This is a genomic window from Rhizobium sp. WYCCWR10014 (assembly GCF_001657485.1).
Taxonomy (GTDB): domain Bacteria; phylum Pseudomonadota; class Alphaproteobacteria; order Rhizobiales; family Rhizobiaceae; genus Rhizobium.
In genome coordinates this window covers 523,639-536,763 of the sequence record NZ_LXFU01000051.1, presented here as the reverse complement: position 1 = coordinate 536,763, position 13,125 = coordinate 523,639, and the positions used below count along the sequence as shown (strand labels likewise).

General features: G+C 60.8%; 12 protein-coding genes. 7 read left to right on the top strand and 5 right to left on the bottom strand.

Features of this window, described 5'->3' with window-relative positions; genetic code table 11:
- Positions 1-4: 4 nt before the first annotated feature.
- From A6U98_RS32545 to A6U98_RS32530, 4 genes are all read right to left on the bottom strand, one after another.
- Positions 5-1,141: an ABC transporter permease gene (locus A6U98_RS32545; protein WP_064655318.1), complete on the bottom strand. Its 1,137-nt coding sequence runs from the start codon at positions 1,139-1,141 to the stop codon at positions 5-7.
- A 1-nt stretch (position 1,142) separates the two neighbouring features.
- Positions 1,143-2,150 (bottom strand): ABC transporter permease, encoded by a 1,008-nt coding sequence (locus tag A6U98_RS32540; RefSeq protein WP_026188757.1) that lies wholly within the window; start codon positions 2,148-2,150, stop codon positions 1,143-1,145.
- A gap of 178 nt (positions 2,151-2,328) precedes the next feature.
- A complete protein-coding gene (locus tag A6U98_RS32535) occupies positions 2,329-4,416 on the bottom strand; it encodes an ABC transporter substrate-binding protein (RefSeq protein ID WP_064655317.1) in 2,088 nt (695 codons plus the stop codon).
- Between the two features lie 121 nt (positions 4,417-4,537).
- On the bottom strand, positions 4,538-6,004 hold the full coding sequence (locus tag A6U98_RS32530) for an alpha-glucosidase/alpha-galactosidase (RefSeq protein ID WP_064655368.1): 1,467 nt from the start codon (positions 6,002-6,004) through the stop codon (positions 4,538-4,540).
- 60 nt (positions 6,005-6,064) lie between these two features.
- On the opposite strand from A6U98_RS32530, the gene A6U98_RS32525 reads away from it, so the two are divergent.
- Positions 6,065-7,090, top strand: coding sequence for an AraC family transcriptional regulator (locus tag A6U98_RS32525; protein ID WP_197496468.1), 1,026 nt, complete (start codon positions 6,065-6,067; stop codon positions 7,088-7,090).
- Between the two features lie 25 nt (positions 7,091-7,115).
- Here the strand turns inward: A6U98_RS32525 and A6U98_RS32520 are convergent, their stop codons facing one another.
- On the bottom strand, positions 7,116-8,177 hold the full coding sequence (locus tag A6U98_RS32520) for a class I SAM-dependent methyltransferase (RefSeq protein ID WP_064655315.1): 1,062 nt from the start codon (positions 8,175-8,177) through the stop codon (positions 7,116-7,118).
- A gap of 472 nt (positions 8,178-8,649) precedes the next feature.
- Between A6U98_RS32520 and A6U98_RS36490 the strand changes: the two genes are divergently transcribed.
- From A6U98_RS36490 to A6U98_RS32495, 6 genes are all read left to right on the top strand, one after another.
- Positions 8,650-9,006 carry a hypothetical protein gene (locus tag A6U98_RS36490; protein WP_082934029.1) on the top strand — a complete coding sequence of 119 codons (357 nt, stop codon included), beginning with the start codon at positions 8,650-8,652 and terminating at the stop codon, positions 9,004-9,006.
- A 304-nt stretch (positions 9,007-9,310) separates the two neighbouring features.
- Positions 9,311-9,631, top strand: a complete 321-nt coding sequence (locus tag A6U98_RS32510) for a helix-turn-helix transcriptional regulator (RefSeq protein ID WP_064655313.1) — start codon at positions 9,311-9,313, stop codon at positions 9,629-9,631.
- A 3-nt stretch (positions 9,632-9,634) separates the two neighbouring features.
- Positions 9,635-9,895, top strand: coding sequence for a hypothetical protein (locus A6U98_RS32505; RefSeq protein WP_064655367.1), 261 nt, complete (start codon positions 9,635-9,637; stop codon positions 9,893-9,895).
- 9 nt (positions 9,896-9,904) lie between these two features.
- Positions 9,905-10,144 carry a hypothetical protein gene (locus tag A6U98_RS32500; RefSeq protein WP_017957896.1) on the top strand — a complete coding sequence of 80 codons (240 nt, stop codon included), beginning with the start codon at positions 9,905-9,907 and terminating at the stop codon, positions 10,142-10,144.
- Complete coding sequence (locus tag A6U98_RS38095) at positions 10,057-10,419, top strand: hypothetical protein (RefSeq protein WP_082934028.1); 363 nt, start codon at positions 10,057-10,059, stop codon at positions 10,417-10,419. Before A6U98_RS32500 ends, A6U98_RS38095 begins: the two co-directional genes overlap by 88 nt.
- An 85-nt stretch (positions 10,420-10,504) precedes the next feature.
- On the top strand, positions 10,505-13,066 hold the full coding sequence (locus A6U98_RS32495) for an FAD-dependent oxidoreductase (RefSeq protein WP_064655312.1): 2,562 nt from the start codon (positions 10,505-10,507) through the stop codon (positions 13,064-13,066).
- Positions 13,067-13,125: the final 59 nt, after the last annotated feature.

Genomic DNA, 13,125 nt, shown 5'->3' with positions numbered 1-13,125 from the left:
CACCTCAATAAGGATCGACCGCGTCGCGCAATCCGTCACCGAGCGCATTGAATGCGAAGACGGTGACGAGCACGAAGCCGACGGGGGAGAGAATCCAGGGATAAGAGCCGATGACGGAATAGGTCGCCGTGTCCTGCAGCATCAGGCCCCAGGAAATCAGCGGCGGCTTGACCGCAAAGCCTAAGAAACCGAGGAAGGATTCCAAGAGCACGACGCTCGGTATGTGCAGCGTCACCGCGACGATGACATGGCTCATCACATTCGGGAAAATGTGCTGCATGATGATGCGCGTGTCGGTCGCGCCGACGGCCATTGCCGCCCTGACATAATCGATGCGGGCGAGCGCAAGCGTCTTGCCGCGCACCTCGCGCGACATCTGCGCCCAGCCGAGCGCCGACATCACCGCGATGACGAAGGCAAGGAAGACGTTGGTCGGCGCCGTCACCGGGATCAGCGAGGTCAGCGCCAGATAGAGCGGCAGCTGTGGGAAGGCGAGCACCAGTTCGACGAAACGCTGCAGCCAGACATCGAAGGTGCCGCCGAAATAGCCGGACACCATGCCGACGGTCGTGCCGATGATGGTGACGATGAAGACCACCGTCAGGGCGATCGTCAGCGAGATGCGCGAGCCGATGATCGCACGCGACAGCACGTCGCGGCCGAACTTGTCGGTGCCGAGGAAATGCACCGGCTGGCCGTCGGTCGAGCCGAAGAAGTGCCGGTTGGCCGGGATCAGGCCGAAGAGCCGGTATTCAGCGCCCTTGACGAAGAAGCCGAGCAGCCGCGGGTTGTCGTAGTCGATGCCGACGATCGGCTGGAAGGTGACCGGGTCGAGCTCTTCGGAATCCGACAGCGCATAGACGCGCGGCTGGAAGACGAAATTGCCGTCCTTGTCGTGGAAGCTCATCATCTGCGGCGGCGCGAAGCCGACATCGGTCGCCTTCGGGTCCATCGGCGCGAAGAAATCGGCAAAGATCGCCATGACGAGCAGCAGCACGACGAGCACCAGCCCTGCCATGCCGGTCCAGGAGCGCCTCAGCCGGCGCCAGACAAGGGCGATATAGCTCTCATGCCCACGCGATTGTTTTTTGGTCTCGATGTCGGTTGTCGGCGGCGTAGCAGAAGAGTCGAAAGCCAACATCTCAGGCTCCTCCATATTGGCGGACGCGGGGATCGAGCAAAGCAAGCAGCATGTCGGCGATGATGTTGCCGACGATCAGTGTCGCCGACAGCACCATCATGAAGGTGGCGGTGACATAGACGTCGCCGACCGCCATAGAGCCGACGATCGCCGGGCCGACGGTCGGCAATGCGAAAATGATCGCGGTTTCGATCTCGCCGGTCAGCATGTAGGGCAGCACGACGCCCTGGTACATCACCAGCGGGTGCAGCGCGTTCGGCACCGCATGGCGCATCACCACCGCTGCGCCGGAAAGCCCCTTGGCCTTGGCCGTCTCGACATATTGGGCATTCAGCGTATCGAGCAGATTGCCGCGCATGACGCGCATATTGTAGGCGAGCCCACCGAAGGTGGCGATCGCCACGACCGGCCAGACATGGTGGACCAGATCGACGAACTTCGCCCAGGACCAGGGCGCCCCGCCATATTGCGGCGAGAAGAAGCTGCCGATTTCGGAGACGTTAAGCTGGAAAACCAGGAGATAGACGATGATCAGCGCCATCAGGAAGCGCGGTACCGTCATGCCGAGGAAGGAAATCCCCGAAAGCAGGCTGTCGATCCAGCTATATTGGCGCGTCGCCGCCCAGATGCCGAAGCCGATGCCGAGCACCGAGGCAAAGAGATGGCAGACGAGCGCCAGAAGCAATGTCCGCGGCAGGCGTTCACCGACGACATCGGCGACCGGCTTGTTGTAAAACATGCTGTAACCGAAATCGCCGCGCGTCACGATCCCGCCGATCCAGTTGACGTATTGGACGACCAGCGGCTTATCGAGGCCATGTTCGACCCGGTAGAGCTGCGCCTGCGCTTCGGCCTGGGCATAGGACGCGCCGCCCTGGTTGATCAGCTGGGAGCGGATGTAATCGGCGTAGTCGCCAGGCGGGGCCTGGATGATCGCGAAAGTCACCACGCTCAGGATGAAGAGAATGGGGATCGCAGAGGCTATGCGCACGAGCAGGAATCGTAACATCGAACGGTTCGCTTCTCCTTGCCGCCAGTCGCTCCTTGTCAGCGCGGCCGGCTTGTTGGTTTTGCCCGGCCGCGCGCTGCACGCGCGGCCGGAAGCTCACTTCGGGCTGGGAGGGAGCTCTCCAGCGCGTCGCATCACATGCGACGCGCCTCAACTCTTTGTTTCCGGGCGGCATGCATCAGTTTATGGGACCCTTTTCGCCGGGCTTGCCGGGCAGCTGTTCGGGGAACAGCTCGTATTTGCCCTGCTTGTCCGCAGCCACCCACAGGCGTTCGCGGATTACCGAATCTTCAGCCCAGTTGAACATCATGATCGGCGTACCCTGGGGCACGTTGGAGAACCGCTTGTTGACGATCAGGGCGCCCGGATATTCCGTCAGGCCGACGGTGTTGACGTGCTCCGTCGAGATCTTCTGATACTGCTTCATCAGATCGACGCGCTCCTCGTTGTTCTGACTGGTCCTGAACTTGTTGACGACGTCGACAAGCTCCTTTTCAAAGGGCATCAGATCGAGCTGGTCATCCTTGCCGGCGCGATGGTGCCAGCTGGTGCGCGGGCCGACAGGGGCAAGCTGTTCGGTATTCTGCACCACCGACGACAGTTCCGTCGTGTTGCGCTGGATCAGCCAGTCGAAGCGGCCGGCATAATGGGCGTCATCACGCTTTGCGCCGTCGAGCGCGTTGATGACGATCTTCAGCCCGAGTTTCTCCATCTGGCCGACGACACCTTCGGCAAGGCTCTTGTCGGTCGTGTACTGATTGTTGATCAGCATGACGATTTCGACGTCCTTGCCGCCGAGCGTCCCGGCCGGGAAGTTCACGATGCCGTTGCCGTCGGTGTCCTTGAGACCGGCTTTGGCGAGTTCAGCCTTGGCGCCCTCAAGATCAAAGGGGTAGTAGACCGTCGAGTTGCGGTCGTAGAAGCTGGTGCCGGAGGAGAGCCCGCCGGGATAGATCGCGGTGAACGGTCCCTTGACCAGCGAGTCGCCGATTGCCTTGCGGTCGAGGGCCATGGTGACGGCCTTGCGGAAGTCCTCGTTACGGTTCAGCTCGCGGATCGCCTCACCGCGCTCGTCAGGGGTGCCCCAGCCGTTGGCGGAGAAGTTCATGCGCAGATTGTAGCCGATGAGGCGCGGGCCGAAGGCAAGGCGGGCGGGCGCGGTTTCTTCCGCGGCACGCTTCAGCGATGCGACGAAGTTTTCCGGCTGTTCGAGGTTGGAGAAATCAGCCGATCCTGCCACGGCCTGAACGTCACGGTCGGCCCAGGTCGAGAGCTTGTAGTGCAGCTCATTCAGATAAGGCAGCTGATCGCCCTTCTCGTCGACCTTCCAGTAATAGGGGTTGCGGCGCATGACGATGATATCGTCCGGGCGATATTCGACCGGTACCCAGGCGCCCATGACCGGCATGTTCATGAATTCGGGCGGGAAGGCGTTCTTGAACTGGTCGTAGGTGTTCTTCGAGTATTTCGGATGCTTCGCCTTCAGGATGTGCGACGGACCCGGGCAGAAATTCGGGTAGGACATCGTGTAGAGATATTGCTTCGGGAAGGCTTCCTTGAAGGTCCATTCGACAGTGTAATCGTCGACCTTCTTCAGCGTCGTCCCGGCGCCGAAGGCTTCCGGCGAGGCGCCGCCGCCGAGCGGCGAGACGTTCGGGTCGATGACTTCGTCGTCCCAGTAGAACATGATGTCGTCGGCGTTGAATGGCGCGCCATCGGACCATTTGGCGCCTTCGATCAGGTGCATGGTCAGCTTATGGCCGTCTTGCGACCAATCCCAGCTCTTGGCGAGGTTCGGCAGCGGCTCGGTGTCTGAGGCCTGCACCTGGAACAGCGGCGCAGTGCGCGTCAGGCATTCGGAAAGGCCGATATCGATGCCGCCCCAGCCCTGCGTCTGGCCGGCGCCGTAGTTCCAGCCTTCCGGCCGGCCGCCGATGACGTGGCGCATGGTATCGCCGTAGACACCGATGCCGTCGGGCATATTGCCTGTCTTGAAGACCAGCGGTTCCTTCGGCAGGCGGTCCTTGACCGGCGGCAGCTTGCCGGTAGCGACGAAATTCTTCGTGACCCAGTCGGGCTCGTGATATTCGGGCAGCGCCTTGAACTCCAGGATGGAGTCGCGCGCCACATAGTTGATCTTGCCTTCGGCGGGAAAGTCCGCCGGCGCCGGCGGAACGGTTGGTTCGGAGGCATATGCATTCAGCGCCGCGGCTGAGACGCTGAGCGCCAGTCCGGCCAGAATGCCTGCGTTACGGAAATTCATCATCGTTTCTCCCTCTTGTTCCGGAGCACGGCTCGCGGCTCCTTTTCCTCGAACGACATGAAAGCGGGCCTGACGCCATGGGCTTCCCTCCCGGAAACCCATGACGACCCATCCTTCAAGAAAATCAGACGGCCTGTTTCAGCGCCGCCTTTTCCGCGCGCAGCTCCTCGATCGAGCGAACGTTGCGGCGTGCGGCCCCCGCCCAGTCGCGGGTCTGCACCTTCGATTTCGACAGCCGCTCCTTGGCGGCCGGCACGGCATGCGCATATTGCGGCAGCCAGCGCGCCTGGGCAACGACCATTTCGTCGACCATCTGCCAGACCTCTTCAGGCGTCGAGACGGCGCCGACCAGCGGATCGTGCAGCACGGCAAGCTTCAAGAGGTCGATATCGCCCGATATCGCCGCATGCACCGACATGCGCTGGACATTGATCGAGGCGATGCAGGTCGCCGCACAGGCTTCCGGCAGGGTGACGCCGGAGACCATGTTGATGCCGAAGCGGTCGACGAAGCCCGGCGATTCGATGATCGCATCGGACGGCAGGTTGGTGATGACACCATTGTTCTTGACGTTGAAATGGCCGCGATAGACCCGGTTCGTCTCCAGCGCCTCGAGGATATGGCTCGCGTGTTCGTTCGAGCGCTTGGAAGGATCGATCGGCTTTGCGGCGGATTCCAGGAATTGCGGATATTCCGTCTCGAACCAGTTGCGCGTTTCGGTGGAATGGCGGAGATAGCCGCCGGTCTCTCCGTGGATCCAGTCGGACATGTCGATCCAGCGGGTGATTTCGTCCGGCCGCTTGCGATACCAGGGCAGGTATTCCGAGAGATGGCCGTTGCTTTCGGTGGAATAGACGCCGAAACGCTTCAGCACGTCGATACGCAATTTCTCCTGCTGCGAATAGACCGGATGCGCCTCGAAGGCGGCGATGAGCTCGTCCTTGCCGATCCTGCGGCCGTTGAGGCGAAGGTCGATGAACCAGGTCTGATGGTTGATGCCGGAGCAGATATAGTCGAGCTCGCTCAGCGATTTCGCGCCGAGCACCTCGGCGATCTGTTCGGCGCCATGCTGGACGCCGTGGCAGAGACCGACGGTATCGACCTTGCCGTATTCGATCGCCGCCCAGGTGTTCATCGCCATCGGGTTGGCATAATTCAGGAATTTCGCGCCGGGCTCGGCGACCTCGCGGATATCCTTGCAGAAGTCGAGGATGACGGGGATGTTGCGCTGGCCATAGAGGATGCCGCCGGCACAGATCGTATCGCCGACGCATTGGTCGATGCCGTATTTCAGCGGGATTCTGATATCGTCGGCATAGGCCTCGAGCCCACCGACCCGGACGCAGCTGATGATGTAACGCGCGCCTTCCAGCGCCTGGCGCCGGTCGGTCGTCGCCGTCACTTTCGTCGGCAGCCCGTTCGCCTCGACGACGCGGTCGAGGATCGCCTTGATCATTTCGAGATTATGTTCGCTGAGATCCGTCAGCGCGAATTCGATGTCGCGAAACTCGGGAACGCACAATATATCGGTGAACAGCTTCTTGGTGAAACCGACGCTGCCCGCACCGATGATAGCGATTTTGAAACTCATGATCTTCACCTCGACCCAATCGAATGCTAAGGAAAAGAAGGCCATGGAGGATCAGGCCGCATGCTGTCGCATGTGGCTGAAAACGCCGTAAAATCTGCCTTTTTCCTCCCGGCCGCTCTGTCGACCGTGGTCTCTTCCTCTTGTCGATCGGGATTATGCCCAAAATCGGCAGGGCGACCAGAGAAGGATTATGCTTTCAGGGGTAATTTTGTGCTGCAGGATTTGATCGCCAACGGACAGTCGATGAGGACGGTTTCGCTGCCCCGCGGCCGGCAGCGATTGCATGCCATGCCGACCAGCGCCGGCTATGAAGTGCGCGAGAACGAGTCCTATGACTGGGACGGCCGTCGGCGCGGCCAGACGCCCTTCACCGTGCTGCAGCACACGATCAGCGGCAGCGGCCAGCTGCGCTACCAGCACCGCAACTATCGCCTTCAGGGTGGCGACACGCTGCTCGTGCTGGTGCCGCACAATCATCGCTACTGGCTGGAGAAAGGCGACCGCTGGGAATATTTCTGGATCTCGATGAATGGCGAGGAAACGCTGCGCATCCACCAGATGGTGCTGTCCACCGCCGGCCCGGTGCTGAAGCTGCAGCCCTCGACGATCGACCATCTCGCCGATTGCAGCCTGCGCCTCGTCAAGGGCGCGACGTCGCCGGGTGCCGCTTCGGCGATTGCCTATGAAGCGGCGATGGCGCTTTACGACGATGTCTTCGGCTCGCCGGCCTTTGCCGCCGAGCTCAGCTTCATGCAGCCGGTGATCGACCATATCAACGCCAACCTCGAAAAGCCGCTGCCGGTCAGCGAGCTTGCCGGTATCGTCGGCCTCAGCCGCGCGCATTTCTCGCGCAGCTTTGCCGAGAGCGAGGGCATGCCGCCGGCCGAATTCGTGCTGCAGCAACGCCTGCAGCGCGCCGTCAAACTTCTGACCAAGGCAGACTTCCTGCCGGTCAAGGAAGTCGCCATCATGTGCGGCTTCGAGGACCCCAACTATTTCTCCAAGGTCTTCCGCCGCGTCTACGGCACCAATCCCACCGAATTCCGCACGACGGGCATGTATGCCAGCATCGGCAAGCTGAGATAGCTGGCGGCCTTGCAACCCAGAACCTTCAGGCCCGCACCTCGAACACCATGTTGAACGGCGTTTCCGTGGCGCGACGGAAATGCGTGAAGCCGGCGTCGAGCGCGACCTTTCGAAGCTTCATCTCGCCCGCTTGCGCGCCAAGCCCAAGCCCCACCTCCTGGGAGAGCGATGCCGGCGTGCAGATCATCGTCGACGCTCCGTAATAGACACGGCCGACCGGGTTGAGATTATCCTTGAGGTTGTCGTGGGCGAAGGGCTCGACGATCAGCCACGTCCCGTTCGGACCAAGCGTTTCCTTGACATGCCGGCCGGCGCCGACGGGATCGCCCATGTCGTGAAGGCAATCGAACATGGCGACCATGTCGTAGCCGCGCCCCGGAAATTCCGCCGCTGAGCCCTGCTCGAAGGTCACACGGTCGGCGACACCTGCATCCTTCGCGGCAGCCTTTGCTCTTTCGATCGACGGGCCGTGATAGTCGAAACCGGTAAAGCGGGAAGCGGGATAGGCCTGCGCCATCAGGATGGTCGATGCCCCATGACCGCAGCCGACATCGGCGACGCTGGCGCCGGCCTTGAGCTTTGCCTCGACCCCGGCCAGAGCCGGAATCCATTCGGCCACGAGATGACTGTTATAGCCCGGGCGAAAGAACCGTTCGGTGCCTCGGAAAAGGCAGGTGCTGTGCTCATGCCAGCCGAGACCCTTGCCGGTGCGGAAGGCATCGGCGACCTTTGACTCGTCCATCCACATGGATTGCACGACCTCGAAGGCTCCGACAAAGAAGGCCGGACTGTTTTCCTCGGCGAACACCATCGCCTGCTCCGGTGTCAGGCTGAAACGATCGGTCTTTTCATCGTAAGCGACATAGTCGGCAGCCGCCTGGGCGCTGAGCCACTCCCTGAGATAACGCTCCTTCACCCCCGTTTTCGCAGCAAGCTGCTCAACGCTCAAAGGCGTTCCGTCGGCCATTGCCTTGTAGATTCCGACCTGGTCGCCAAGCACGACCAGGGCACCTGACATGGCGGCACCGACGTCGCCAACAAGACGACCGACGAGCGCATCGAGTTTTTGCATATCTGGCTCACGCATTGTTACCTCCCGGGTGCGTGATAAAGGTAAGCTAAATTAGACTTTAATAATATTCAGTCAATCAACCTGGTCGTTCGATAGACGGCGTGGAGTATCAAAGGTCGAAAGAATTGAGCCTCGCTTTGCAAACGTAGATACTTCGAGATCTTTCGGAGTCTCCACTCCTACTCACCCCGATGGTTGCTCTGGAGCACAGCAGGATGCCTTTTCCCACGTGTCGGAGAACGGAGGTCCCATCCGTGCGGTCGGCGCAGCAGAAGTTTGATTTCACTTCGACGCAGCCGAGGAGTACCTTGATGGGGCCGATGTTCGACCCGCCTCCGTGCGCCGCTAAGCATCACGGCGATGGTCTTTCAGGTGCAGTCTGATAGCAAAAACAACTGATCGAGCTGTCGAAAAAAATCGCGCGTTTTGGTAATCAGTGCGCAACCTCCCGGCGTTTTTCGAGGGGCTGCCTCTAAGGAGGCATGCAATGACACTCGCCACATCAACAGTATCGCTGATCACACTTGGGGTGATCTCCGTCTGCACCATCGTTCGAACCGACGCCCATCAAGCAAAGAGCGGCTGGACCTATCCTCCGGCGTGCTGCAAAGCTCAGGGTTTGGTTGGAGATTGTCAGGCCATCCCCGCTCGCGACATCAGTCGAGGGCCTCGCGGCTTTTCCGTCTTCCTGCATGAGGGCGACCACCACCTCGTGACAAAACCACACCTGTTCTTCATTCCGTATGGGGACGAAATCCCCTCCGGCGATGGCCGGTATCATATCTGCCTTCATCCGACGGAAAACGACGTAAACTGTTTCTTCTCGCCGCCTGACAGTAGCTAACCACCCTTGCAGGCGGGCGCCGCTAGCTTGCGTGCTTCTCGCCTACGAGACAACGGTCGCGCCTCGGAGAATGTGGTAGCGGCCATTCGTTGACGACGGGCACCGGGCTGGGAGCATGTTCTTCTTGGTGCAAGGTGTGCCGGGCATGCTGTATAGAAAGCCCGGAACGCAGGTCTGAAAACCCAACAAAAACAATAAATCCGGTTCACGTTGATGCCGGCGCTACACATCGCTTGTATCGAGATTGCGTTTTTAATATAATCTTCCCGAGGCAGAATCACACTTTTGATGCAAGGTTATTGTTTTGTGTCTATCTTCCGCTCAATGCCGTGCTGCTCGTGCCCTTTTGGCATGGTCTCAGGATGATCTGTCGTCGGCCTCGAAAGTCGCCAAGGCGACGATCGCTAATTTCGAGGCGGGGAAGCGTTCTCCCTACGAACGAACCCTTCAGGACATGAAGCATGCCCTGGAAGGCGGCGGCGTTATTTTCATCCCGGAAAATGGCGGTGGTGCGGGCGTTCGCCTGGCGAAACGCGCCAATGCCTCGATTGACACGAATGAGACCGAGACGGTTCAATATGAAGAATATCTCGAAAACGACGCACCGCCCGGTGCGGGTGGCTGAATGATGGCGAAAAAAGAAAAGCTCGAACACTCCGAACTGGCGGGAGAATTCTCCGACGACGGGATCACCGTGCTCGTCGACATCTTCCGCACCTCCGGCAGCAACGAAGACTGGACGATGGAGGTGGTCACGCAAGCGGAGGACCTGATCCGCTGGGACGAGCCATTTCCGACCGATCGGGATGCCTTCGACGAATTCCTGGCCGTCGTCGCGCGCGACGGCATTCGATCGTTTCTCGAGGATGAAGAGCCGTCCGTGCATTGAGGGGATCGCGTGAAAAGCATCAATGATCTCGTCGCATCGGCGAAAACCGTCTGCGATCGGTACCGGGCCGGGCGGATGGAGCGCGAGACCGTGCGGGAATGGGTTCTCGGACTTGGCGCCTATCCGCCGCCGCATGGTGACCGCGTGCGGGAAGCCGCGGAATGGTTCAGGCTGCACAATCGCGAGCCTGTTTCCGAAGACATCGTGCTTGTGGACATCGACCGACTTGCCGCGATTGCGGCGCCGTGATCCCCGGGCGTGCGAGCGGACAGGCTAGCTGCAACGGCTCGCCATATCCGATCGTCGCCATTCATTGCCTGACCGTGCGATGCGGGGGCGGATCGCCGGCGCTATCTCGCGGTTGCCTCGCCGCCTCGATCCGGACTGGCGCAATTACGCCGTTACTCGGCGGCGTAGGACCAATGACGATCACGCGCCTTATGCATAATATCCTCATCGCAGCTTCCAAGCGCGGCGTCTCGGTGTTCCGCTATTTCGGTGGGCGTGACACCTTACGGCGCTGACATGGCTCCTGCATCTCACGCGCGAAGCGTACGTCAAGCGCGGTTAGGGCATTTCAGTTCGTGCGATAATTAGAAGGAACAGCACGTGGCAGCATTTCCGGAAAAGGCAAAGGTCGTCATCATCGGGCTCGGTGGTATCGTCGGCGCCTCCATCGCGCATCATCTCGTCGAGCGGGGATGGGACGATATCGTCGGCATCGATAAGTCGGGCATACCGACCGATATCGGCTCGACAGCCCATGCCTCGGACTTCTGTTACACCACGAGCCACGACTACCTGTCGGTCTGGACCACGCAATATTCGATCGATTTCTACGAGAAGATGGGCCACTACGCCCGCATTGGCGGCCTCGAAGTGGCACGCACCGGCGACGATACCTGGATGGAGGAAATCAAGCGCAAGCTATCCTCGGCACGCGCTTTCGGCACACGCGCCCATTATGTCAGCCCTTCCGAGATCAAGGAGAAGTTCCCGCTGATCGAGGAAGATCAGGTGATGGGCGGCCTTTACGATCCGGATGCCGGCCTCGTCATCCCCCGCTCGCAGACCGTTGCCGGCAAACTGGTCGATGCCGCCGAAAAGGCCGGCAAGCTTAAGGTCTTCGGCAACACGCCGGCGAAGTCGCTGATCGTCGAAGGCGGCCGCATCAAGGGCGTCGTCACCCATCGCGGCACGATCATGGCCGACCACGTCATCGTCTGTGCCGGCCTCTGGGGGCGCCTGATCGCGGAAATGGTCGGCGAAGACCTGCCGGTCATGCCGGTCGACCATCCGCTCACCTTCTTCGGCCCCTATAACGAGTTTGAAGGCACCGGCAAGGAAATCGGCTTTCCGCTGCTGCGCGACCAGGGCAACTCCGCCTACATGCGCGATACCGGCGACCCGGCGACGACGGAAGGCGGCCAGATCGAGTGGGGCTATTACGAAGCCACCAATCCGCGCATGTGCCATCCGCGCGACATTCTCGAAAAGCACGAAGCGCGCCTTTCGCCCTCGCAGCGTGATCTCGAGATGGAACAGATCATCGAGCCGCTCGAGCGCGCCATGGAACTGACGCCGATCCTCGGCGAACTCGGCTATAACGAAGGTCACTCCTTCAACGGCCTGCTGCAAGTGTCCGCCGGCGGCGGCGCGTCTTGCGGCGAGAGCCAGAAGGTGCGCGGTCTCTGGTATTGCGTTGCCATCTGGGTCAAGGACGGCCCAGGCTATGGCAAGCTGATCGCCGACTGGATGACCGACGGCCGTACTGAAATCGATCACAACAGCATCGACTATGCCCGCTTCTATCCGCATCAGTTGACGGAAGAGTTCATCGAGGGCCGCTGCTACGAAGCCGCGCAGAAGATCTACTTCCCGGCTGTTCACACCCGGGAACCCTATGCATCCGGCCGCAACGCCAAGCGCTCGCCCTTCTACGAGCGCGAAAAGGAGCTTGGCGGCTACTTCATGGAACTTGGCGGCTGGGAGCGTGCGCACGGCTACGCCGCCAACGAGCACCTTCTGGAGAAATACGCCGACCGCGTCCCGGTCCGCGAGAACGAATGGGACAGCCGCCATTTCTGGCGCGTGTCGAATGCCGAGCATCTGGCGATGAGCGAGGATTGCGGCATCGTCAATCTCAGCCATTTCCACATGGTCGATATCGAGGGGCCTGACCATGTCGAGCTGATGGAATGGCTGTGCGCAGCCAAGATCGGCGGCGATGCGAACATCGGCAAGGGCATCTACACCCACTTCCTCGACGACGAAGGCATGGTGCGCGCCGACTTCACCGTCTTCCGCATGGCCGACCGGTGCCGTCTCGTCAACGGCGCCGATGCCGGCCCGCGCGACCTGCACTACATGAAGCGGGTCGCCGAAGACCGCGGCCTCGACGTGATCATCACCGACGTCTCGGAAAAATTCGTGACGATCGGCATCTGGGGTCCGAACGCGCGCGACACGCTGAAGAAGGCTGTCGCCGATCCGGCCGGGCTCGATCAGGAAAACTTCGCCTTTGCGGCGATCAAGCCGATCGAAATCGCCGGCAAGCCTGTCACCGCCTTCCGCATCTCCTATGTCGGCGAGCAGGGCTGGGAACTGCACATGAAGTACGAAGACGGCCTCGCCGTCTGGGATGCGCTGCGTTCGACCGGTGTGATGGCCTTCGGCGTGGAGACCTATGCAAACTCGCGCCGCATGGAAAAGAGCCTGCGCCTGCAAAACGCCGACCTCTTGACCCAGTACAACCTGATCGAAGCCGACCTCGCCCGTCCAAAGGTCAAGGAAGCCGATTTCCGCGGCAAGGCAAAACATCTGGAATACAAGGCGCGCGAGCACCAGCCGGCCATGCTCTGCACCCTTGTGATGACCGAAAATACCGACAAATCAGGCGTGAAGCGTTATCCCGTCGGCAACATGCCAGTTGTCGATCCCGCCACAGGTGAGGTTCTGGTCGACGAGCTTGGCCGTCGGTCCTACACGACCTCGGTCGCCTACGGCCCAACGGTCGGAAAGAACATCGCCTTGGCCTATCTGCCCTGGTCGCATTGCCAGGTCGGACGCAGGCTGAATGTCGAGTATTTTTCCGAGAGTTATCCGGTCGAGGTTGTCGGCGTCGGGTACAAGCCGATCTATGACCCAGAAAATCTGAAGCCGCGCACTTAAAGCGCATCGGCGCCCCGTAGATCGGAATCGATTTTCGGAAAGCACGTGCGAGGATTGAA